Origin of the sequence: Caballeronia sp. SBC1, from assembly GCF_011493005.1 — a bacterium.
In the GTDB taxonomy this organism is placed as follows: domain Bacteria; phylum Pseudomonadota; class Gammaproteobacteria; order Burkholderiales; family Burkholderiaceae; genus Caballeronia.
Genome location: NZ_CP049159.1, coordinates 303,556 through 325,987 on the forward strand (window position 1 = coordinate 303,556; position 22,432 = coordinate 325,987).

Sequence of the window (22,432 nt, forward strand, 5' to 3'; positions counted from 1 at the left end):
ACATTCCGAATCGCAAGCGTCTTTGACGCAAGGAAAAGCAACTTCGCCTTGATCGAACGACTCATTCTTTGACCTGGATTGCTGTGTTACCCATACAGGCAATCCAGTCGACTCAGGTCGAAACGTAACAAGGAGACAACATCATGAAATGCGATAGGGAAATAAGAGTCATGCATCACTCAGCCATTGCCGCTTCGCTAGCAGCGTGTCTGTGTCTGGGCTTTGCCCCCCCGCTGCTCGCGGCTCAGTCGACGGAAACCAACACGATGCACAATCCGTCTGGCACCGCGAACGCAGCCACCAATATGAGGTCCGCGCAGAAATGCCTGAGCGATCTGAGCACCTTCGACAGCCAGATGCAGAAGGACGGCTACTGGCTCCGCGACTCCAGCTCCGGCTACGGCTATCCGATGTACGGTTACAGCTCCACCGAGCCTGGAGCGTTGCCCGCCAGCGGCGCCACTGGCGGCGGCACTGTCACCAACCCAGTCGCGGCCGACTACGGGCAAGTGCGACCGGGATACGAGATTCGCACGCTCATTGCCTCCGCCAACATTCTCGCGCGACGCGGTCAACAGCAAGCGTGTGAGTCAGTGCTCACCGCCACTCGCGGCATCTACAAGGGCTATGCAGCAGATCTGCGCAATCGTGATGTGCATAAGATGGACATGCCCGGTTGGCGGAGCAAGCAGATATCGACGGCGCAACCGGTCACAGGTGACAGCAACTCTTTCCGGTCCGATCAGCTGGTTGGCACCGACGTGGTCAACCCAAAACAAGAGAATCTCGGCAGCGTAAATGATATTGTGATGAATCCGCAAACGGGCAAGATCGCTTACCTGGTGATCGGCCGAGGGGGAGTATTTGGGATCGACGAGAAATACGTCCCAGTACCTTGGGCAGCCTTCAAGGCAACCACTGGCACCACCCTTCTGGTGCTCGACACTACCAAGAACGATATGGCCGCCGCCCCGCAGGTGAAGGAGGACCAGTTCTCCGCGCATGGCGACTTCGCCCAGCAGAGTCAAAAGGTGGATGACTACTGGAAAGTGCACCTCACGAAGTGAGTTCACCGAATGGCAAGGCGCCCCTCCCTTCAGGAAAAGACGCGTCAAAGCGGTTCATCGCCCAATGTAAATTTTGGGTAAATTTAATCATGCGGCGTAACTCTGGCCTTTGGTGCCGCTGCATCCTTTGCGAGCCAGTCGTTCACTTCAATCTCCGAACGATGAGTGCGTGCGCGTCTACTTCGACGGGAGGTCGCCAATTTAACTATCTGACTGGCAAACGCAAGACAACCTTCTGAACCTGCTTCCGGAGATGGGTGCCGCGCACGTTGCATTCCAAGGTCATCAAACGCTGGCTTCATGCCGTTTTGACTCTCTTTAATTAAGGATCGCTTAAGATAGACCACTTAGCCTTGGATTACTCCAGACCACCCGAAGCGCTACATACGAGATGCGAGGGAGACCCGAGGCTCGCAACAGTCAACCGCACGACCAAGATTCAAGGATTTTCGGTGGAAAGGATTAAGGGCGGCCATTCTCGATGGGTCATCGAAAGCAGCGTCCTTGCGATGGTGTTGATCGGGTTAGTCGCCGGCACGACAGCCGTGACTTGTGTGTTCGCGGCGGTATTAAAGATTTCTCACCTGTTCTGATCGTCGCGGGATGCATTGCAGCGAGCATGCTTTACCGCACGCGATAATAAACACTGGCTCCAGAGGAACTTACAAACGGTACACAGGAGCGATTCTTGCAACTTTGTACTCAAATAGGGCGATGAGCAGCACGTCCTCTGCGCCGATCCATTGGAGAGGTGAACTGTCGTCTCTCGTTTCAAGCCACTATTGTTTGCGAACGCCAACCCTCATTGAGAACCCATGAATCATTACGACGTCGTTGTGATCGGCAGCGGCCCTGGAGGCGCTTCGCTTGCGCACAAGCTTGCGTCCACCGGCAAACGCATCCTGTTACTGGAGCGCGGCGATTATCTAAAGAGGGAGCCGGCCAACTGGGATTCCAAAACGGTATTCGTCGACGGCATGTATCAGACAAGCGAAACATGGTACGGCGGCGATGGGCGCAAGTTTCATCCGGGGCTTCACTACTATGTCGGCGGCAACTCGAAGGTGTACGGAGCCGCACTCTTCAGGCTAAGAGAGCGCGACTTCGACGAGCTTCAGCACAAGGCGGGTGTATCACCTGCGTGGCCGCTGAAGTACACCGACTTTGAACCGTATTACGGGGAAGCCGAGCGCCTGTTCCACGTCCACGGAGAACGCGGCGAAGACCCGTTCGAGCCGCAATCGAGCACGCCCTTCCCTTACCCGGCTGTGTCCCATGAGCCGCGCATTCAGGCACTTCACGACTCGCTGGAGCAGGTCGGTTTGCGTCCGTTTCATTTACCGCTTGGCATTCTTCTCGATGAGAAGAACGGCAAGGTCACACCGACCAGCACATGCATTCGCTGCGACGCTTTTGATGGCTTCCCTTGTCTGCTGAACGGCAAAGCCGACGCTCAGGTCATGTGCGTCGATCCTGCACTCGCCGCTTACCCCAATCTCACGCTGATGACCCATGCCTACGTCACCCGGCTTGAGACCAATGCATCAGGGCGAACCATTACCGGTGTGCACGTCGAGCATGCGGGCGTGCACGAACGCTACACGGCGGACATCGTCGTGGTCGCTTGCGGCGCACTTTCGTCAGCATTGCTGCTATTGCGCTCCGCTAACGAGCAGCATCCGAATGGGCTTGCAAATGGCTCCGATCAGGTCGGCCGCAATTACATGCGGCATAACCAGTCGATCCTGATGGCGCTGATGCGGGAGCCCAACGAGACCGTGTTCCAGAAAACACTCGCCATCAGCGATTTTTACTTTGGTGCCGATGACTGGGAGTACCCGCTCGGCCTGATCCAGATGTGCGCGACATCTCACGCCGAGCAGATCCGGGGCGAGGCACTGCCTGAATGGCTCGAATGGCTCCCCGAGATGCCGTTCGAGCAGATGGCCCGGCACTCGATGGATTTCTGGCTATCGAGCGAAGACCTGCCCCGGCCCGAGAATCGTGTGCGATATGACGGCGAGCGCGTGATCCTGGAAATCGAGGAGGGCAATATGGAAGCGCACCATCGCTTGAAAAAGAAACTGGAAGGCTTGCTCGGTCACGCTGGCGCTCATTCAATCATGATGGACCGCAGCCTGTATCTCGGCAAGCAAATCCCAGTCGGCGGCACCGCGCATCAAGCAGGCACCGCACGCTTCGGTACAGACCCAACCACGTCCGTACTCGACCTCGATTGCAAGGCGCATGAACTCGATAACCTCTACATAACGGACGCAAGCTTTTTCCCGTCGATCGGCGCGGTTAATCCGACCCTCACCATCATCGCGAACGCGCTGCGCGTAGCCGATCGAATCGGTGAACGTCTCGGCGTCAAGCCAGTAGCGGCTTGACTGGCGCGAACATGGATCTTATCAACCTGGTCGCCGCCCCGCTGATCGCACGCGTGTGCCTCGTCGTCATGTTTCCCTTCAGCGGTCTCGACAAGATCGTGCATTGGAAAGAAGCGCTGCAGCAAGCCGATTCATCGTTCTTGCCCGGCGGCTCAGTGCTATTGGCGCTGGCGATCGTGGTGGAGTTCGTGACACCGGTCTGCATCGTGGTGGGTTGGCACGATCGCCTTGCCGCCTTCGTTCTCGCAGGGTTTTGCGCGATCACGGCCCTGCTCTATCACCCGTTCTGGAAATACCCGCACTTCTGGTCCAAAGCCGGCGACGGCCACAGTCACTTCTGGGACTTCCTGAAGAACTTCGGGCTGGCGGGTGGTCTGCTTCTCCTGGTTGTCGGCGGCGTCCCTCTGAGTGCGTCAGTTATCGTCGCGCAACCGCTCTCGTCGGCGCCTTATGCAGCGTCGGCTGCAGCTGCTTCAGCTCCTGCTTCCGACACTCCGTGATAACTGCTCGCATTCATCTTCCAAGGGAGACGACCCATGCCTGAATCCACCCAACCTGCCTCGGTGCTGGCTCAGCCTGGCAGCGGACACGACAGTCCAAAAGTCACCTATTGGCACCTGTGGAGCGACAAACACGGCGTCAGTCACCAGACACATTGCGAACTCGACCGCTTCGAATTGAAGGGCGTGGGTAACGCCGCGCCGCAATGGAACGATCCGCAACCGAGGACCGACACCACCGTAGTGTTCACAGTTCTGCCGGTCGACTGGGTTGGAGAGTGGCACGAAAACCCGGCGCCGCAATGGATCGTGCCGATTTCAGGCCGCTGGTGGGTCGAATCGATGGATGGCACGCGTGTTGAGATGGGCCCTGGGGACCTGTCCCTCGGTGAAGATCAGCGCAGTATCGCCGATGGTGAAAAGCGCAAAGGGCACCGGTCTGGCACGATCGGCGATCAACCGGCGGTCCTCATGACAGTCCAGCTTCACGTCGAGCCGGTGCATCGGCCGGGGCACTTTCGCTAGCGGAGGACGTCATGGATTTCGAGATTGTCGACTCACGCTTTAAGGCGATGGTTCTACCGAACGCCCCGCTCGAAAAGCTCGGCGAGGGCTTCAGATGGCTCGAGGGACCTGTATGGTTCGCCGATTTCGATTGTTTGCTGTTCAGCGACTTGCCAAACGACCGCATCATGCGCTGGACCGAGTCGGGAGGCATCAGCGTCTTTCGCCAGCCCTCCGGCTTCGCCAACGGTCACACGCGTGACCGACAAGGACGCCTGATCGGATGCTCGCATCGTCACCGGTGCATCACGCGAACGGAACTGGACGGCAGCATCACGGTGTTGGCCGACCGATATCAAGGCAAACGACTCAATTCACCGAACGACGTCATCGTAAAGAGCGACGGTACGATCTGGTTCTCCGATCCACCATACGGCATCCAGACTGACTATGAGGGTGGCAAACAAGCCGCAGAGCTGCCCGCCTTCGTGTACCGTCTGGTGCCTGAAATTGGAACATTGACCGTCGTATCGGAAGCTTTCACAGGACCCAATGGACTGTGTTTTTCCCCGGACGAATCTCTTCTATACGTTTCGGAAAGCGGCTTGCAGTTCGACTCATCGCCGGTGCAGCACATCAGCGTCATAGACCTTGCTGATGGCGGCGCACGCTGCTCGGAACCCCGTTTGTTTCATAAGGTCGAGCCGGGCTTCGCCGACGGGTTTCGTTGCGACGAGGAAGGCAACCTGTGGACGAGCGCCGCGGACGGCGTGCACTGCGTCGCGCCGTCGGGAGACTTGCTCGGAAAGATACGGGTGCCGTCTACGGTCTCGAACCTGACGTTTGGCGGCCGAAATCGAAGTCGGCTGTTTATCTGCGCCTCGCATACGCTTTTTGCGGTCTATACCAACCGGCGAGGGGCTCAGCGGCCATGAACGTCGGACACGTCAATCGCATTGTGCAAATCAGCCGCAACGTTACGGAACTGGGCCGCAGCGTTGCTTTCTACCAAGAACGCCTCGGCTTTCAGCCAAGTGGCCCGGTGTTCAGGATGGAAGATGCGTTGGTCGATCTGCTCGGCTTCGGACACCACGCAGTGAACGTGCAGCGCTTGCGACTTGGGACGCAAGAACTCGAACTCGTGGAAGCCGGTCCGCACGCGCGCCCATACCCGCTAAACAGCACGTCGGCTGACCTCTGGTTTCAGCATTTCGCGATATGTTGCAATAACATCCAAAACGCAGTTCGGCAGCTTTATCGACCCGACAGCACATCTGTCTTGCCGGCAGCGATATCTGGTCGACCAGGCGTGGTCCACTCGCCGATACGGTTACCGGCGAACAGTGGCGGCGCCACGGCTTTCAAGTTCCGCGATCCCGACGGCCATCCGGTAGAATTGATCCAGTTTCCCGGCGATACCGGTGCGCGGCAGGCTTTTAACGGCAAAATAGATCACTCCGCGATCAGCATATCCAATGTTGAAGCGAGCGTTGATTTCTATACCGGCATTTTGGGTCTGACGGTCGGTACTCATCAGACAAATTCGGGACACGAGCAAGGAATCCTCGACGCCTTGCATGATGCAGTGGTCGAAGTGGTTGCACTTCGGACGTTTCCGCAAATGTCGCCTCACATCGAACTTCTCGGCTATCGCAGTCCGGTTGGAACCGCGCTCAGGCACGTTGCCAGCCCCACCGACATCGCGAGCGACAGGCTAGTCTTGCATTTGAATGGTTTGCGCGGTGTCGTGGCGGCACTAAACGCTTCGTCTCAAGTTGTCAGACTGGTTTCGCATGAATCAGCGGCGCTGATTCGCGACCCCGATGGTCACCTTCTCATGCTGATCGAGTAAGGGCTCGGTTGTCGCAAAGAGCGTGGCACTTGTGCAGCGTCGATTGAGGTTTGGACCGCCCGATCGACGTCGTGTCGCAAGACCTCTGAAGGCTACGCTTATGAAAAACATACTCACTCATTTTGGCGCTTCGGTTGATTGCTAAGCGCGTAGTCTGGAGCAATCGCCCGCGCGAGCATATTTGGACGCTGCGATTTGACGCAGGTAGCGACGTCCTGCCCGAAATAACTGTAGGGAAAACCATAGAACGCCCCTTCCTTCGCGGCGGTCATGCAGCTGGGTACCGGCTTGTTGCCGAGGTTGTCGCGTTCGTTGACTCGTTTCGCGCAAAGGCTCTATCGTTTCCAAATAAGGCTAGCGGGCAGCCAGCGTACGTTTTTCCGATCCGGAAGGCACCGCTAACAGCAGACAAATAAAGACCGCAGCCCCGGCTGCAGATGGCTGCGTAAAATCGCTGCGTCGGCACGCCTTTCGCCTCAGAATGCAATTCCATACGGGCAACAGACCCGAATTCGACGGGGATTAATCTAAGTCGAGGGCACACATGTCTAACGTGGCAGTTACCTAGAGGATTCGTACTAATTCCGCTGGCGGCGTTTGACGAAGGATCCTACGCCGCAATGGCCATCATTGAGCAGCCGGACCGAAACAAAGAGCATCCGGGATACTTGAGCGTTTCTCAAATCCGGACGCGGCCTATCGCTACGCGGTCGAATGTGGGATGGCCGAGATAGATCGACGTCAAGATAGCGAGGCCATGAGCAATCCAATTGGAAACCCGCAGGCGATCCTTGCTGGGTCGGTCACACTCAATCTGTAAGCGCAGCCGCGCAAGCGATCGCGCCGACCGAATCTTGGGTAGGCATTGTGGTGGGTTCGTTTGTGCTCGTGTTCGCGGCGATTTTGTAGCTGGTCACTATCGTCGCGAACATCGTCGGCAGCGGCTATTCAGGAATCCGCTCCACACTTTCATTGGGTACGACAGTCACGAAGGTTGACGTCCGGAGTTGACGCCACGAAGAATCGAATAGGACCGAAGGACTGGTTGGGACCTTGAATCACCGATCCTGAAAAAATGTCTGAGCTTAACAAGCTCGAGAATTGAATGAGGCTTGAGTCAGCGGATTTCATAGAGCCCGCAGCAAATGATTCTGCAATAAGGTCGAATGCAGTGGAGCTGCAGCCCATCATCTTCGTCAGAGCCTCTGAGGACCTGGCGCAAAGGGAGGCGTTCATGTAGACGTTTTTATTTCGTTCGGACTGCAAGAAAAGTTGTCACCGCCGGGGCTGGAAAGTCCGTCTATGGGTCGGAGACCGGTGACAAAATTAATTTTGCGCTACGACAGCAGCGCGTTCAATTGAGATCAAGCGCGATGGGCTCGGCCCGCGTTCACTCTGCGCTAGGCCCATTGACGGAAGCGCACAGATGTACGCGCGTGTGCATCATGATCAACACACCAAACAGACACGGCAGAAGCCGATGTCCTCAGGCGGTTCGCCCACCAACGTTCCGCGGGCTAGGTCCGGAACAGAACTGATCAGTTGAGCATGCAAGGCCGGACAATACCCGTCTCGCCAGGCCGAAGGCGCAGCAGAGAGCCAGCAAGCGGCTCGCTCTGCCGCTGCTCCAACGTGAGCTTGTCTGTGGAACTTGTCACGTACAGCACGTCGAGTGCCCCGCCTGCGAATGCGCACATAGTCGGTTGGCTCACCGGCAGCGCAATGTCCCGATCGACCACGCCCGTTGCCGTGTAACGCCGCAAACGGCTCCCGCCGTGCAATGCACACCAATACCCGCCCTGGCTGTCGACGGCCGCGCCATCAGGGAGGCCAAGCATCGCCGGGATGCGAACGAAGAGATCGCGGGCACCCAGCCGCCCCTTTACCGGGTCGAACGGGAAGGCGAATACCTCTTTCGTTTGGCTATGCGCCAGATAAAACAAGTGACCGTCCGGGCTCCACGCCATACCGTTGTGCAGTTCGGAAATATCCGCTTCGGGACGCAGGCCACCGGCCAGAGTGAAGCTATGCAGGGAAGATTTTTGGGATGGAGCGGCGTGATCCAGCGGGTCAAACATGACGCCTATCCAGAAGCGGCCGGTACTGTCGCAGGCACCCTCGTTGAAGCGGAACAAAGCCGGATCAAAGGGCGGCAGCGTGAGCCGCGTGAGCGATCCGGATGCAAAATCGAGTCGGTAGATTCCCTGCCGGAGCGCGACTACGGCGCCTGGCGGGTCGCTAACGAGGGCAAAAGCGCCGATATCGCTCGGCATAGGCCAAGTCCGCTGGTTTCCGGTTGCCGGATCATAGCGATAAAGCGCGGGCTTCTTCACATCGATCCAATAAAGCGCTTCCTCCGCGGAGGACCAGGTTGGCGATTCCCCAATGGTCGCACCTGCATTCAGGACTACTTCGATCTCCATTGAGCGCTCCTGGCAAGAGTTTGATTCGCGTAAGCACATGCAAACTTTTTTGTGGCCCCGATGCTGCCTTTAACGCGGGGAAGTCCCATGCGTATCACGTTATAGATTTCGAATCCTGAACGAGCACTCCAGTGCTCCCATCCCCGTTCGGTTGCATCTGTCGGCGTTTCCCGCAATGAGCATGAAGGTCAGCGACTTCGGTTAACAGCAGTTTGGGGGCCGCTCTAATCGACCATTGGGCCATTGCGCCCTCGCAACGATCTTGTAACTCACAACACTAGCCCCGGATCGGTAAGCCGACTCATCGAGATGATTGATCGGTATCGTCATGTCGGCTGCGGCTGCGGCTGCGGCTTCGTGCTTATCGCGATACGCGCGGATCTGACCGTGGCCATATTGCCTTCAGACCATTTCCGGGTATGGAAGGCATCGGTGATCTATTTCCGCCATCCCGTATTCCACGGCGAACTTACACGCCGCGTCTGAGTTGATGAAGTGGCCCAGCACGCCGGACGCGCGTTGTACGCCGTCGGATTTTCCGACGATGAGCATCGACGCGTACAAACCATCATCGAACGCGGCGAGCGGGATAAGAATTGAGCCCTTATATAAAACTTCGACAGATGGCATATCAGTCACCTCGCAATTATTGTGGTCGCGTGAACGCTCGTCAACAACACGGACATGTCGACAGTCGGCGGCGTCTAGCGATTGTCTGCACTCAGGCCGGAAAAAGCTTTTAGGAATTGCCCCTAGGTGAGAAGTTCGAAACCGGAATTTCATTGCCAACGAACCTGCCGGGGCGGCCGCAGACCCAGCCATGAGAGCCGACTTCTTGCGTCCACTATTAAACCCGGTAAGTGTCTTCGGCCAACTCCTCATAGTGATTCGGAAGCTGCAAGTTAGTAACTCGTGTTGGCTTGCGATACAGCATTTTCCACGGTCGTGCCCCCAAGATTCATCGATCGACCTCGACTTGCTCGACCAGTCCTAAGCGAAGCGCCACTTTTTTCTCCATGCTCGAAAAGTTGAAACGAGACACTAACCCTACCGTGTATCAGCACTCGTTTCGCGGCTATCGAAGCGACACGAACGTACCTGCCGTTCCGTGTGTGTGCGATCAAATGCACGGAAGCGGAGACTTCAGCAACCAGAATGTCTTGCAATTATGCTATTTATATCACACCGTGCTATAAAATAGTACTGATGTCGTTGATGTCAGTGCTGTGAAACCCAATGACAGACGTTGCAGGTGTGGGGGAGGCAAGTTTTATATGAAGATCACCTTCGATTGACTTACTGAGGGGTACCTTTGCAATGCTCGAGGTCGTTTGAATTGGCAATTGCGTCAGTCGGCTACACATTGAGTAGTGCCACCCCGAAGTGGATCAGCGGTTCTAGTGGTGCCGTACGCTAGCACATTGCCGATGAAGGCTGCGTCGCCGCCACATGCCGCAGCAATTGATCTACAGTTGTGCTCATAGCATCATCTAAAGAAGTGGTGTCGATCAAGACACATTCCACGGTCCGCGCATCAATGGTATGGATACCCTCGCCGTTCGACGGGTGTCTATTTGGCCACGCGCGCCGTTTGCAGAACGTGTGTCGTCCTCCAGTCTTCTTTGCCCCTGTTCGACGCTGTGACGAGAGAGCTGCTCCGGTCATTTCGCAATGAGAACGCGGACGTCCTGCGAGGACAGTACAACCGCCGCGGACGGCAGGCGGACGCAGGGCGCAAAGAATCGCGCCGCGCCAAAATTCACAATTTGTCAGAGGAACCGATCTATGGAAAATTCAACCGTTGAAGACCGCATTCGGAAGCTCGCTTATGAGCTCTGGCAGGAAGATGGGGAAATGGAAGGATGCGCCGATGAATATTGGCGCCAAGCCCGGAAGTTCGTTGAAGCGGAGACAGCGAGTGACGGTGTCGAAAAGAGTTGTGTATCGGAAGAGTCGGATCCACATGGGCCGCAAAACATGCTCAATTTGGATAGTTCGCAACATTGTTGAGTTGAGGCAATGCACATCGTCGCTTTGTTGCTTGGCAACCTCCGCTCAAGGGTCAAAAATGGTCGAATTTCGTTTCCAGCCGCTGGAACCGAGACTCCGTGCTCTGCGACTTTCGTCGCGTTCAACTGCGTTGTGGTGCCGAGTCGCGCCGCGTAGGCCCGCAGCAAATGGTTCGGGGTGCTTCGCTGACAACTCATCGCGGTGACACTAAAGTCGAAGCACGGTCAATGTTCTTCTCATCCCAGCGAGGAATGTCAGCGTTACGCCTGTTACACGGCGAAATGACGCTCTTGTTGGAGGCGCTTTGGAGGTTCTCACTGAAACGAATACGACGCGTGCAACTTCGCGTAAATGTCGCGCGCCAGTGCGCGCCGAAAACTACAAATATGGCTGTGCTTCGCGCATAGATCGCGGTTTCATGGCGGTTGCGCACGCACGGGACCAGGCGGAGCCCGGCTGTGTCGTCCACCGTTCGAGCGCATTGCTGCGCATGTCCGTCACCGCTTGACGTTGATCGGCCGATGTGCAGTCCGTAAGTCTTCCAAATGGTATGGCTGCAATAAACATTGGCTCATTTATGAATCTCCTCGCGTAAAGACATCACTTGACGCGTCGTCACCGGGGCGGCATTGTTGCCCCACGTGCTGCGAACAAATGTCAGCACTTGCGCCATCTCTTCGCTAGTCAACTTGGTCGCGAACGCCGGCATTTTCTCGCGCTTCGGACCGCCATTCGTGTCCGGACTGCTGCCGCCTTCGACCAGTAGGCGCATTAGTGAAGTCGGGTCAGATGCGAGGACCGTCGGATTACCCGCCAGCTTTGGATACCTCAGGGGCTTACCGCTCCCGTCGGTTTGATGGCATTTGGCACAGAAGGATAAGAAAATGCCGGCGCCCGGGCGCTGCACGGCACCCGTGCGCATGGCTTCCACGCCCTGTTGAGCGCCTCGCGAGTTGGGCTCGTAGGCGCCGGAGCGCTGTTGGGCCGGCAGGCTCTTCAGGTAACGCGCAATTGCGTTCAGGTCGTCGTCGCTCATGTATTGCGTGCTGTCCTCGACCACTTGCACCATGCTGCCGAAGGTCACCAAGCCTCCGCCGTGACCTCCTCTCAGAAATGAAGCAATGTCCTCGGCCGAAACGCGGCCCAGTCCGGAGCCCGGATCGGCCGTGAGATTCGGCGCAAACCAATGGTCGTTCGCACCACCGGTGAGATAAGCTCCAGAGCTGTCAGTGTAGGCCCGCTCTTCGTAGGCGGGCCCACGCGGTGTATGGCACGCGCCGCAGTGCCCAACTGATTGCACCAAGTAAGCGCCTCGATTCCACTGCGCATCGCGGCCATTGCGCGGCTCGTACACACCGTTCGGCGCGAAGGCAAGATTCCAGAACACCAGTACCCAGCGCTGATTGAACGGAAATGGCAGTCTGGTGGCAGGCGGCTGCGTGTGAGCAGGCTCTACCCCCTGCATGAAATAGGCGTAGAGCGAACGCATGTCCTCGTCGGTTATCTTTGAATACGAGGGGTATGGCATGGCCGGATACAAATGCTTTCCGCCGCGCGCGACGCCCTCGCGTAACGTACGTGCAAAGTCTTCGTAGCTGTAGCTGCCAATGCCGTATTCCTTGTCCGGCGTGATGTTGCTACTGACGATCGTCCCGAAAGGCGACGCCAGCCCCAAACCGCCCGCAAACGGAACACCGCCCTTTGGCGCCGTATGGCATCCAGCGCAGTCTGCCGTCTTCGCGAGGTACTCGCCGCGCGCAACCAACGCGGCGTCATCGGCAGGCGCAACCTGAGGACTGCTTTCTGCGCGTTGGCCGTGCGCGGTCTCGGCGACACCGACGGCTGCGGTAACGCCAAGCGCCAGCAACAACATGACGACCCCTCGAAATCGAGCCATAGGATTCACCATTTTGCGCACGGCGACACGACGAAAGCGGCCATCGCTGTCAGCAGTAATCCCAGCATGAAAACCGAACTGCCGAGCACCCCAACGAGAGCGAGAAAGCGGGTTCGCCCCTCGCCTGAATCGAGCAAGCCTTGTGCTAGGCCCCCAGAACCCACGACCCGTTCTCGTCTAGTCGCGCGCCAACTCACCCAAGCGGCTGCGATGCCCGCGCTACTAACGACGAAGCACACGCCACTGACCACGGCAATCAGATGCAACAGGGAACCAAGCGCCGGTTCCGATAGAGGGTGTCTCATCGGAAAACATGCTTGCGAGGCGAGCGCTTCACACGTACAGATTTGAACGATCCATGCAAGGGGCGCGGCGACCAAACCTGCGAGGAGATATAGCGGACGGGCACGGCCGCGGTGCGGTGCCGGATGACTACCCCGCTCTTCCCGCGTCCCGCCGTTGCGAGGCGACTTTGCTGGACCTGGCGTTGCTGGTCCAGGCGGTGGGACAACGGATTGCGCTAACACGTTCATTCTCCTAAAGCACGTAGGGCGACAGGTAGAGCATCGTAAAGATGAACAACCACACGATATCCACGAAGTGCCAATACAGACCTCCGATCGCGAGGGCAGCGCATCGCTTGTCGTCGAAATATCCGAGAGCGGTCCAAGTTAGCAACAGCAATAGAATAACGATCCCCACGAGCACATGTAGCAGGTGAAACCCAGTGATAGTGAAATACAGCGAGCCATATAAATTTGTCGTCGGCCCGTAGGGATGGTTGTGCCACTCTTTGAGCTGGATGCCGACAAAGGCAATCCCCAGCACGATGCCGACCGCCATCGAGGCCACCCCTAGGCGCAGCCGTTTGCGCCGAACGCATCGCTCGCAGAACCACACAAACACGCTGCTGGACAGCAAAACCAGTGTGTTTGCGCCACCGAGCCCAAGCTTGGGCAACCCTTCTGGCGGCCAGTGTTGCGCAGTTTGCGAGGAAAGGTACAGATAGGAGAAGATCAGATAGCCAAACAGCGCGGCCTCAGTAGCGATCATCGTCCACACTCCCCACCAGCCGCTGGAGCGCTTGCCTGCGCTGCCAATCGGCAGCGCACGGTTCGTGTCGAATACGTCGGATGCATCAGCCAATTGCACCTCCTGCATCGTGTACCGGGTTCGGCTCGCGTTGGATGAGCGCCCGCTCGGGCCATAGCCAGGCGATTAGCGAGGCTGCGCTCGCAGCGAGCATGGCCGCGGTGAACCACCATGCGTGCAAGACCATGCCTGCAAACACAAGGGAAGAAAACACACCTAGTAAAAACGGTGCATACGAGTCGCCGGGCATTTTAAGAATGATGTCGGGCTCGCCGTCGAGGGCCGTCGTGCCGAGTGCCTCGCGTCCATGGTCAAGAATGTAGCCCTCGTCCAGGACGGACCCAATGCGCTCCCCTCGTTCCTTGGGAAGCCGGTCCTCCCATAGCGGGTGACGGCTCCCGACAAACGGGATCGTCGCGAAGTTATAAGGCGGCGGCGGCGACGAAATCGACCACTCCAGCGTGGGCGCGTCCCATGGATTGTCGCCAGCGACTGGCCCTCGCTTGTAGCTCCACACCAGGTCGATTAAAAAGATCAGCACACCGAGCGCAAACAGGAAAGAACCCAGCGAAGTGATGAGATTGACGGTGTTCCAACCCATATCGGCGGGATAGGTATAAATGCGCCGCGGCATGCCGAGCAGCCCTGCGATATGCATCGGGAAGAAGGCTACGTTGAATCCGATAAACATAACGACAAAGCCGATCTTGCCAATTCGCTCGCTCATCATGCGACCGGTGAACTTGGGAAACCAATAGTAGATGCCCCCGATGACTGGGAAAACATTGATCCCCAGCAGGACGTAGTGCAAATGTGCAACCACGAAGTACGTATCGGTGAGTTGCCAGTCGAGCGGCACGGCCGCAGTCATAACGCCTGACACCCCGCCGATCACGAACAGCAGCACAAAACCAGCGAAGTAGAAGAACGGCACTTTGAACACCGGCCTGCCCGTATAGATCGTTGCAATCCACGCGAAGGTGGCGACCGCGCTTGGGATCGAGATCACCATGCTGGCCGAGCCGAAAAACGCCAGCGCAAGCGCTGGAATACCGGTGGCAAACATGTGATGGATCCATACGATAAAGCCCACGACCATGGTACCGACTGTCGCCAGCGCAACCGGGGTATAGCCAACAAGGGGCCGCCGACAGAAGACGGGCAACGCGTCGGAGACGATGCCCATCGCCGGCAACACAACTGCATAAACCCACGGGTGCGCGAACATCCAGAACATGTGCTGCCAAAGGAGCGGCCGGCCACCATTCAAGACATCGAAGAAATGCGTGCCGAACTGGCGGTCGAGCCACAACATCAAGAAGGCGAGGCTAACCGATGGGACGGCCAGCAAGTTGCCGCCGGACGCCGTAAGCGTGCCCCACACCAGCACGGGCATCCGGTTGAGCGACATGCCGGGCGCACGCATTCGCACGAGCGTAGCGACAAAGTTGACCGAGCCCACCGTGGTCGATATGCCCAGCAAAACCATCCCGAGTGCGTAAATGTCGATATTCGGGCCAGTGTTGTATTCAAGACCCGAGAGAGGCACGTAGTTGAACCAGCCAGCGTTCGGCGCTTGCCCAAAAGGGAAACTTGAATACAGAAAAATCCCGGCGAACAGAAACACCCAGTACGACAGCGCATTGAGGCGCGGAAACGCCATGTCGCGCGCACCCAGCACGAGCGGCCATAAATAATTGGAAAATCCCGAAAGTACGGGTAACGCGTAGAGGAAAATCATCGTCACGCCGTGCATTGTGAAGAGCTGGTTGTATTGCTCGGGCGACAGCAACGTGGCGTTCGGACGGGCAAGCTGCAGGCGCATGATTAGCGCTTCTATGCCGCCCATCAACAAAAAGACAAACGCCGTAATGATGTAGCGAAGGCCGATGGTCTTGTGGTCCACCGTCGAAAGCCAGCCCCGCCAGCCGGGTTTGGCTTCCCATATCTCCTGGAGCCGCAGTTGCGTCGGGCTGCCGTGGGCTACCCGGCCAATCTCGGGCACGCGTGAAAGTGCCGCTGTGCTTGGCGAGTTCGCCTCGCGATCGGGCTTAACGGGTGCGTTCATAGCTTCGCGGTGCTCGTTTATTATTGCAGGGTGGCAAGAAAGGCGGAAAGATCAGTTGCTTCGTCGCGGCTCAGGATCATGCTCGGCATCATGGATTCGGGTTTGATCTGCTGCGCATGAGTAATCCAATCGAGTTGATTTGCAGCGGTATTGGGAAGCATCCCGGCAGCAATCAGTCGTCGCGAATCGAGATGCGTCAGATCGGGCGCCTGCGCACCAACGGCTAGCGATCCGCGGACCGTGTGGCAGCCAGCACAGCGCTCCTCGAAAAGCTTTTGACCCGCGGCGACGGATGAGCTTGCCATCGATGTCGGTGAGGATGTCGATGCGTGCGGCTTCGCTTGCTGCGCACTCCAGGCCGCAAAATCAGCCCGATTCTGGGCGATCACCTCGAACGCCATGTGTGCGTGTTGAGCGCCGCAGAACTGCGAACATTGGCCGCGATAAACGCCGGGATGGTCGGCCTGAATCCACTGCTCGTTCGTTTGACCCGGGATCGTCTGTGTCTTGCCGGCGAGCGTGGGCACCCAAAACGCATGGATGACATCCGCGCTATCGAGCTTGACGCGTACCGGCTCGCCCACCGGGATGTGGATCTCGTTAGCGGTGACAAAGCGCTGCGATGAATCGGGCGCGTCGTCGTAGGCCACCTTCCACCACCAGTCATACGCGGTAACCGTGATAGTCAACGTGGGCGGATCGTTCGGCGCGGCCACCCGTTCGAGCGTGATCAACGCATAGACCAGCATTGCAATCAGGACCACCGTGGACACGCCAACGCCGATATAAATCCAGTTGATACCGCCTTGTGTGGCCGCCAACGCACCCACGTTGTCGGGAAGCACTGGTGGACGTGGCCTTAGAATCGCGATGGCCAGCAGCACCGCGATGATTAGACAAACGCCGACACAAATGGCAGTAAATACCCAGCCGAGGAGAAGTGTCGGTGCGGACGCCGGTCCCGCCGCGTGAAGGAAGTAGTTGAGCGGCGCGGTGCTTTCGGCTGCCGGCGCTGCCGTGACGGCGAGCGCCGCCGAAGACGTACCGAGAATCGAAAGGCCCCAATGCTTCAAGCGCGCGTGAAGTCCCTGGCGAACTGGATCACTCATTTGGAGGGCTCCGGCGTGCTGCCAGACGAGCCCGTGTCGGCGGCCGGCGTTGTGGCCGGCGACATGGCGATGCCCGCGTTGACGAGCGCCACATGCGAGAACGCTTGGGGGAAATTTCCGCACTGCCGTTTTTGCTTGAAGTCGTACTCTTCTGACAGAAGGCCGACATCATTGCGCAATTCCAGTAATCGTTCGAATAACGCCCGCGCTTCCTTTTCACGCCCCTGAAGGTGCTGGACGTGCGCAAGCCAGAAACCGCAGGCGAGAAACGCGCCCTCGCCGTGTTCCATGCCGTCGCTCACAGCGTCGGTGCGATAGCGCAGCACCAGGCCGTCCTCCATCAAGCCACATTCGATGGCGTGCACTGTTGCACTCACACGCGGATCGTTGGCTGGCAGGAAGCCGGTGAGCGGAATCAACAAGAGACTCGCATCGAGCTGATCACCACCATAGGCTTGTGTGAACGTGTTCAGGTTTCGATCGAAGCCATGCTCGAGTACATCCTCGCGAACTAGGTCAGCAAGCCGTTGCCACTTATCCGTGGGTGCCGGCATGCCAAAGTCCCGGGCGGAGCGCAGCGCGCGGTCAACCGCGACCCACGCCATGACTTTCGACAACGTGAACGGTTTGCGGCCACTGCGCACTTCCCAGATACCGTCGTCCGGCTCGCGCCAGACATGCTCCAGGTGCTCGACCAGACCCTTTTCGAGCAACCAGGCGTCCGCGTCCGGCGCGAGACCCGCGCACCGGCATATATACAACGCGTTAAGAACTTCGCCATAGATGTCGAGCTGCACCTGCCCAACGGCCGCGTTGCCGAAGCGCACCGGTGTTGACTGTTCATAGCCTGGCAGCCACGAACACTCCCATTCATTGACGCGGCGTGAGCCGTTAAGCGCATACATGATTTGCAACTGTGCCGGATCGCCGCCGATAGCACAGATGAGCCAGTCCCGCCAGCGTGCCGCCTCTTCGTGGTAGCCACCGGCGAGCAATGCCTTGAGCGTGAAGCTCGCGTCCCGCAGCCAGCAGAACCGATAATCCCAGTTCCGCTTTCCGCCCAACCGTTCCGGCAGCGAACTTGTCGGCGCGGCGATTACACCCCCTGTTTTGAGGCTTGATAAAGCCTTGAGTGTAATTAACGAACGCTGTATCGCGTCGACGTAGGGGCCTGTCACCGCGCTGCGCGACGACCAATCGGTCCAAAAGGCCGCTGTGCTGCGAAGCTCGGTATCTAGATCGGGAACGGCCGGCGGCGGACCGGAAGAATCGCAGCAGGTGAGCGAAAACTCCTGTTGTTCGTCCGGCTGCATGTCGAAGGTCAGCCGAACGTCGTTTCCGTCGCAAGTCAATTCTGCTGAGGAGTCCAGCCAAACTGTATGAGGGCCAGCGATCAGTTGCACGCGCTTGCCCACCCTCTTGGTCCATGGCACGGCGCGTCCGTAGTCGAAGCGCATGATCAACTCACATTCGACGGATACAGGGCCGCCCGCGCAGCGCACGCGCCGGGCCAGCACCGGCTGCTCCGCGCCCCAGACCATCCAGTCCGTCAAGGTGACGGTGCCCGACCCGGTCACCAACGTAGTCTCGAGGATGAGGCCGTCATCACGATACCGCCGGACAGCCTGGATCACCGCATCGCGAGGGGTAATGCGCCAGCATCCGTGGCGCGCGTCACCAAGTAGCGCAGCAAAGCAGGTGTCCCCGTCGAACGTTGGCCAGCACAACCAGTCGACCGATCCATGCCGATCCACCAGCGCGGCGGAGCGGCCGTCTCCGAGCAGCGCGTAGTCCTCGATGCGCATAGGCATGGACTTCTCCTAATGGTTGGCGAACCGTCGCCAGACACACGCTGCGGTTAAAAAATCTGTACAGAACGTGAGGCCACGATGCGTTTCCAGCCGCAGCGATGCGCGCGTCCCCGTGGCGTCGGCATCAAAAGTACCGGCGCACCCGAAGCTTGTCCGAAACCGGACGCAACAGGTCCGCCGTCGAAACGCACGCATCGGTTTGGAGCGCCGCTGCACCGCGTAGCCCTTGCGGCCGAGGTCAGGATTCAGCAAAATGCGCGCCATCTTGTTCGCAAATATTACCTTGATGGACGACATAGGGACAAACATCTCTTGGAGAAGGTGGCTGGCCGTCCAAAGACCTGCACGCGCCGCGAGCTCCGGCTGAATGATCGGTGGGACAGGCTGCAGTTTATGAGGCATGTGACACTCCACCTGGTCAAATTGCGGCTTGTTCAGTGCATGCATTTGGAACACTACCGCGAACCGCCGCGGATCTCCGCGGCTAGAGTTCGCCGCGAGCAGCCAGCGTCTCAATCCGATCCGCGGTGCGGCAAGCAATTGCCTGGATCGTCAGCGATGGATTGACGCCGCCGACGGTGGGGAATACCGAGCCATCGCAGATCCAGAGGTTGGGGATATCCCAGCTCCGACAGTCCGCGTTCACGACACTGTTGCGTGAGTCGTCTCCCATGCGGGCTGTGCCGTTCAGGTGGCACGTGTCGTCGTTCTGGTTCCATACTTCGCTTGCACCCGCCGCCTTGAGCGCTTGCCCCATGAAGTCGAGTGAATGCGCGATGAGCCGTTTATCGTTGTCGCAAAGCGAATAGGTGACGCGCGCGATCGGCAGCCCATACTGGTCCATCTCCGCAGCAAGCGTTACGCGATTGCGTTCCTGCGGCAAGGTCTCGCCGACAACCTTGAGTCCTGCTTGGTGGTTGTACTTCTGCATCTCCGCCTCGAGTGCATCCCCCCACAGACCGCGCCCGTTCTGCACCGCTACCCAGGCGTTCGGCAACGGTCCCTGGCTCATGTAACAGTAGCCACCGAAGAAATCCTTACCCTTGTCCGTGTAGTTCCAGTGCTCCGTTATCGCGAGCGACGGTGGCCCTTTGTACCAGCGGATTTCTTCGTCCATCACGCCCCACGTGGCTTGATTGGATTGCACCATCAGGTTTTTTCCGACCAGTCCGGAACTGTTCGCAAGCCCGTCCGGAAACCGACTATTCGCGGACATGAGCAAGAGGCGCGGGGTTTCAATTGCGTATCCGGCCACCACCACGTGGCGCGCTCGCTGGAATTGCCAGCGGCCTTCGCGAAAATACTCAACACCGGTTGCATAGCCCGCTTCGCTGGTCTTGATTCTGCCGACCATCGCAAGGTCGCGAATCTCCGCGCCTGCGGCCAGCGCCCGCGGAATCCAGGTCACCAATGCGCTTTGCTTGGCGTTGGTCGCACAGCCCGATACGCAAAAGCCGCGATAGACGCACGGATGAGCCTCGCCACGGGGTGCGGACAACGTCGCGAGGGGTGTGGGCGCCCAGGGAATGCCGAGCGCCTCCGCGCCTCGTGCAAGGACGAGCGCGGCCGCGTTCAGTTCATGTGCTCGATAGGGATAGCGTCGCCGCTTCGGTCCCCACGGATAGTTCACGGGCCCTGAGATCTTCAACGCGTCCTCGACCTCGGCGTAGTAGCGCCACATCTCGTGCCAGGTAATCGGCCAGTCGGCGCCGTAGCCGAGCAAGCTGCGAGACTTGAACCATTCCGGGCGAAAACGCAGCGACACCATCGCGAAATGAACCGTGCTGCCGCCTACCGCTTTACCGCTATTGTTGTTGCCGAGCTTGAGCGGATTGTCGCCGTCGCAGATGCGTTCATCGGTCCAGAAGAGTTTCTCCTGGTGGGTCTCATCGGACGCGAATTCTTCGAGCGGACGCCACCACGCGCCCGCGTCGAATGCGACCACTTTGAAGCCTTTTTCTGCGAGACGACATGCGAGCGTGCCGCCGCCAGCGCCCGTACCGACAATCGCGAAGTCAACCTCCTCGGTCTGCGGGTACTCGCGCATCGGCGTCCATGCGCCGACATGAAAGACATTCGGCGCGCGCCCGTTCTTGCCGCGTGGGTGATGCTGTGCATCATCGAGCATTCTTGTTCTCCTTGCGCGCTTGCTCTTCGCGCCCCGGATGTGCCTCGGACGCTTCCCACGGATCGCGGCGATTAAAATTCATACGCACATAACCGCGTGGATTGGCTGGACCGCCAAAGCCGATTTCGCTCCATGCATGCGGGTGGGAGTAATACGCTCCGCAGACGTCATGCAGCACGCGCTCAGTAAAGAAGAGGCTGGACGGCATGTCGTTCCATGCAGCGCAGTGCAATTCGCCGCGTTGCATCGCCTCAAGCAGCGCAATCTGCGGCGCCGCGTCGAGGCTCGCGAATGGCAGCTCGAAGCGCGTGCGACATTCTTCGTCGAGCGCGGCGAGCCCAGTACGCCATGCGTCCCGGAGCGGCGGCAAACGCGCGTCGCGATAGCCATCGCCGCGATTGCTCGCGAGCTTTGCATCGACGAGCGCGGCTATCGGTACAGGCTGCGCCTCACTGCGCTGCGTCACGACACGGACGCAAAGCGCCGTCAGCGCACGCCATTCGACTGCGTTCAGGAATACCGGATCGCGTGGCGTGGCGAGCCGTTCGTCAATGACACTTCTTGTCGCAGCGTCCCAAGAGGGCGTGTCCCGTTTATTCAGAACGTCGTAGCCCGGATAGCGTGTCACGGGTGGCGACGTCATTTTTCCGTCTCCCGCAGCCGCAACGCGGCAAGGCCGGCGAGCGCCAGCGCAGAAAAGCTGGGTGGTGCCGGCAGAGGCGGCCCGTTGAGAATGTTCTGGGTCCAATTGCGCCACCCGCCCTGGTTGCGAGCGATACCGCGCGCATGAAAACCCATCCCGACAAAACCTAATGCAGCCGTGATTCGCAGCCACGCGCGCGCGACCCAGTGTTCGCGTGGTGCGGCGAGAGCGGCGTGAGCGAGCAGCGCGGACGCCACCGGCACAATAGTGACCGGCGCGTACATTACCGGGTTCTGATATGAACCGCGAAAATGCATGAGTGCTACTTCACCCACGGTACCGATAAGGCCAGCCGCTGCGAGCAACCCAAGCGCGCGGCCCGCTGCCATCCCGAGCAGCTGCGGTTCGACTGCAGGTTCGTCGCGCAGTCGCTCGGCAACAGCCCCCAATGCGCCGGATAAAAGCAATGCCATCGGTGCCCCGATCGGCGCTGCATAGAACAAATTGTTCCAGCTCCAGCCGCCAGGGCGCTTGAGGACGTTGTAGAGATGAAAACCTGTGCCCGCGATGCCGGCCGCTCCAGCCCCGAGGTAGATTGCATGCCTTGCCCGATGCCTGCGCGAGCCGGAATCGGCAGCACCATGCAGTCCGGCCGCGAGCGACAGCGCCGACGTGATGAGCGGCGTGAACATGGCCTTATTCGCAAACGATCCGCGATAGTGTTCGATCCCGCTGTCAGTGAGCACGGACAACGCGAGCAATGCCGAACTGCGATTGAACGCACGCGCGGCGGCTATGTGGGTGCCGCTTTCCCCTCGCGGCGTCAGGTCTTTGATTGAAGAACCTGCGCGTTCTCGCGCGAGGACCGCCACCAGCCCGGCAGCCCCGGCTGCCAAGCCGACAAACATAGCCGCGCGCTGAGTTGTTGCACTCAT

At 58.8% G+C, this 22,432-nt stretch carries 18 protein-coding genes and 1 pseudogene; 7 read left to right on the top strand and 12 right to left on the bottom strand.

Annotation, left to right across the window (positions count from 1 at the left end):
• Positions 1 to 170: 170 nt before the first annotated feature.
• From SBC1_RS36375 to SBC1_RS40755, 6 genes are all read left to right on the top strand, one after another.
• Positions 171 to 1,067: a PRC-barrel domain-containing protein gene (locus SBC1_RS36375; protein ID WP_165105164.1), complete on the top strand. Its 897-nt coding sequence runs from the start codon at positions 171 to 173 to the stop codon at positions 1,065 to 1,067.
• An 815-nt stretch (positions 1,068 to 1,882) separates the two neighbouring features.
• Positions 1,883 to 3,460, top strand: coding sequence for a GMC oxidoreductase (locus tag SBC1_RS36380; RefSeq protein WP_165105162.1), 1,578 nt, complete (start codon positions 1,883 to 1,885; stop codon positions 3,458 to 3,460).
• 11 nt (positions 3,461 to 3,471) lie between these two features.
• On the top strand, positions 3,472 to 3,960 hold the full coding sequence (locus SBC1_RS36385) for a DoxX family protein (RefSeq protein WP_165105159.1): 489 nt from the start codon (positions 3,472 to 3,474) through the stop codon (positions 3,958 to 3,960).
• Positions 3,961 to 3,996: 36 nt separating this feature from the next.
• On the top strand, positions 3,997 to 4,485 hold the full coding sequence (locus tag SBC1_RS36390) for a cupin domain-containing protein (RefSeq protein ID WP_165105157.1): 489 nt from the start codon (positions 3,997 to 3,999) through the stop codon (positions 4,483 to 4,485).
• 11 nt (positions 4,486 to 4,496) lie between these two features.
• A complete protein-coding gene (locus SBC1_RS36395; RefSeq protein WP_165989191.1) occupies positions 4,497 to 5,399 on the top strand; it encodes an SMP-30/gluconolactonase/LRE family protein in 903 nt (300 codons plus the stop codon).
• The gene (locus tag SBC1_RS40755; RefSeq protein WP_371826768.1) at positions 5,396 to 6,316 is read left to right on the top strand and encodes a VOC family protein; all 921 of its coding nucleotides are present in this window, start codon (positions 5,396 to 5,398) and stop codon (positions 6,314 to 6,316) included. Before SBC1_RS36395 ends, SBC1_RS40755 begins: the two co-directional genes overlap by 4 nt.
• Before the next feature lie 137 nt (positions 6,317 to 6,453).
• Here SBC1_RS40755 and SBC1_RS40300 read toward each other — a convergent pair.
• The 3 genes and pseudogenes from SBC1_RS40300 to SBC1_RS36415 all read right to left on the bottom strand — a co-directional run.
• Positions 6,454 to 6,633: pseudogene (locus SBC1_RS40300) on the bottom strand (sorbosone dehydrogenase family protein); the annotation flags it as partial.
• A gap of 1,221 nt (positions 6,634 to 7,854) precedes the next feature.
• On the bottom strand, positions 7,855 to 8,739 hold the full coding sequence (locus tag SBC1_RS36410) for an SMP-30/gluconolactonase/LRE family protein (RefSeq protein ID WP_165105147.1): 885 nt from the start codon (positions 8,737 to 8,739) through the stop codon (positions 7,855 to 7,857).
• Between the two features lie 402 nt (positions 8,740 to 9,141).
• A complete protein-coding gene (locus SBC1_RS36415; RefSeq protein WP_165105145.1) occupies positions 9,142 to 9,369 on the bottom strand; it encodes a hypothetical protein in 228 nt (75 codons plus the stop codon).
• Positions 9,370 to 10,524: 1,155 nt separating this feature from the next.
• Between SBC1_RS36415 and SBC1_RS36420 the strand changes: the two genes are divergently transcribed.
• Positions 10,525 to 10,749: a DUF2934 domain-containing protein gene (locus SBC1_RS36420; protein ID WP_165105143.1), complete on the top strand. Its 225-nt coding sequence runs from the start codon at positions 10,525 to 10,527 to the stop codon at positions 10,747 to 10,749.
• 571 nt (positions 10,750 to 11,320) lie between these two features.
• Here the strand turns inward: SBC1_RS36420 and SBC1_RS36425 are convergent.
• From SBC1_RS36425 to SBC1_RS36465, 9 genes are all read right to left on the bottom strand, one after another.
• Entirely contained in the window at positions 11,321 to 12,646 is a 1,326-nt protein-coding gene (locus SBC1_RS36425; protein WP_241202476.1) for a cytochrome c, read from the bottom strand.
• Between the two features lie 537 nt (positions 12,647 to 13,183).
• A complete protein-coding gene (locus tag SBC1_RS36430; protein WP_165105140.1) occupies positions 13,184 to 13,807 on the bottom strand; it encodes a cytochrome c oxidase subunit 3 in 624 nt (207 codons plus the stop codon).
• Positions 13,785 to 15,806 carry a cytochrome c oxidase subunit I gene (gene ctaD, locus SBC1_RS36435; RefSeq protein ID WP_165105138.1) on the bottom strand — a complete coding sequence of 674 codons (2,022 nt, stop codon included), beginning with the start codon at positions 15,804 to 15,806 and terminating at the stop codon, positions 13,785 to 13,787. Before ctaD ends, SBC1_RS36430 begins: the two co-directional genes overlap by 23 nt.
• 20 nt (positions 15,807 to 15,826) lie before the next feature.
• Entirely contained in the window at positions 15,827 to 16,915 is a 1,089-nt protein-coding gene (gene coxB / locus SBC1_RS36440) for a cytochrome c oxidase subunit II (protein ID WP_165989195.1), read from the bottom strand.
• A complete protein-coding gene (locus SBC1_RS36445; protein WP_165989241.1) occupies positions 16,912 to 18,720 on the bottom strand; it encodes a glycoside hydrolase family 15 protein in 1,809 nt (602 codons plus the stop codon). The genes coxB and SBC1_RS36445 overlap by 4 nt, the downstream gene beginning before the upstream one ends.
• Before the next feature lie 15 nt (positions 18,721 to 18,735).
• Positions 18,736 to 19,173, bottom strand: a complete 438-nt coding sequence (locus SBC1_RS36450) for a hypothetical protein (RefSeq protein ID WP_165105133.1) — start codon at positions 19,171 to 19,173, stop codon at positions 18,736 to 18,738.
• 37 nt (positions 19,174 to 19,210) lie between these two features.
• Positions 19,211 to 20,854: a GMC family oxidoreductase gene (locus tag SBC1_RS36455; protein WP_165105131.1), complete on the bottom strand. Its 1,644-nt coding sequence runs from the start codon at positions 20,852 to 20,854 to the stop codon at positions 19,211 to 19,213.
• Entirely contained in the window at positions 20,844 to 21,497 is a 654-nt protein-coding gene (locus tag SBC1_RS36460) for a gluconate 2-dehydrogenase subunit 3 family protein (RefSeq protein WP_165105129.1), read from the bottom strand. Before SBC1_RS36460 ends, SBC1_RS36455 begins: the two co-directional genes overlap by 11 nt.
• On the bottom strand, positions 21,494 to 22,432 hold the full coding sequence (locus SBC1_RS36465; RefSeq protein ID WP_165989197.1) for a hypothetical protein: 939 nt from the start codon (positions 22,430 to 22,432) through the stop codon (positions 21,494 to 21,496). Before SBC1_RS36465 ends, SBC1_RS36460 begins: the two co-directional genes overlap by 4 nt.

Excerpts from the sequence above, each read along its gene's own strand:
- SBC1_RS36420 (WP_165105143.1), top strand. The coding sequence starts at position 10,525 with ATGGAAAATTCAACCGTTGAAGACCGCATTCGGAAGCTCGCTTATGAG.
- ctaD (WP_165105138.1), bottom strand. The coding sequence starts at position 15,806 with ATGAACGCACCCGTTAAGCCCGATCGCGAGGCGAACTCGCCAAGCACA.
- coxB (WP_165989195.1), bottom strand. The coding sequence starts at position 16,915 with ATGAGTGATCCAGTTCGCCAGGGACTTCACGCGCGCTTGAAGCATTGG.
- SBC1_RS36380 (WP_165105162.1), top strand. The coding sequence starts at position 1,883 with ATGAATCATTACGACGTCGTTGTGATCGGCAGCGGCCCTGGAGGCGCT.
- SBC1_RS36390 (WP_165105157.1), top strand. The coding sequence starts at position 3,997 with ATGCCTGAATCCACCCAACCTGCCTCGGTGCTGGCTCAGCCTGGCAGC.
- SBC1_RS36445 (WP_165989241.1), bottom strand. The coding sequence starts at position 18,720 with ATGCGCATCGAGGACTACGCGCTGCTCGGAGACGGCCGCTCCGCCGCG.
- SBC1_RS36430 (WP_165105140.1), bottom strand. The coding sequence starts at position 13,807 with ATGCAGGAGGTGCAATTGGCTGATGCATCCGACGTATTCGACACGAAC.
- SBC1_RS36450 (WP_165105133.1), bottom strand. The coding sequence starts at position 19,173 with ATGCATGCACTGAACAAGCCGCAATTTGACCAGGTGGAGTGTCACATG.
- SBC1_RS36455 (WP_165105131.1), bottom strand. The coding sequence starts at position 20,854 with ATGCTCGATGATGCACAGCATCACCCACGCGGCAAGAACGGGCGCGCG.
- SBC1_RS40755 (WP_371826768.1), top strand. The coding sequence starts at position 5,396 with ATGAACGTCGGACACGTCAATCGCATTGTGCAAATCAGCCGCAACGTT.
- SBC1_RS36415 (WP_165105145.1), bottom strand. The coding sequence starts at position 9,369 with ATGCCATCTGTCGAAGTTTTATATAAGGGCTCAATTCTTATCCCGCTC.
- SBC1_RS36395 (WP_165989191.1), top strand. The coding sequence starts at position 4,497 with ATGGATTTCGAGATTGTCGACTCACGCTTTAAGGCGATGGTTCTACCG.
- SBC1_RS36465 (WP_165989197.1), bottom strand. The coding sequence starts at position 22,432 with ATGAGTGCAACAACTCAGCGCGCGGCTATGTTTGTCGGCTTGGCAGCC.
- SBC1_RS36460 (WP_165105129.1), bottom strand. The coding sequence starts at position 21,497 with ATGACGTCGCCACCCGTGACACGCTATCCGGGCTACGACGTTCTGAAT.
- SBC1_RS36425 (WP_241202476.1), bottom strand. The coding sequence starts at position 12,646 with ATGGCTCGATTTCGAGGGGTCGTCATGTTGTTGCTGGCGCTTGGCGTT.
- SBC1_RS36375 (WP_165105164.1), top strand. The coding sequence starts at position 171 with ATGCATCACTCAGCCATTGCCGCTTCGCTAGCAGCGTGTCTGTGTCTG.
- SBC1_RS36410 (WP_165105147.1), bottom strand. The coding sequence starts at position 8,739 with ATGGAGATCGAAGTAGTCCTGAATGCAGGTGCGACCATTGGGGAATCG.
- SBC1_RS36385 (WP_165105159.1), top strand. The coding sequence starts at position 3,472 with ATGGATCTTATCAACCTGGTCGCCGCCCCGCTGATCGCACGCGTGTGC.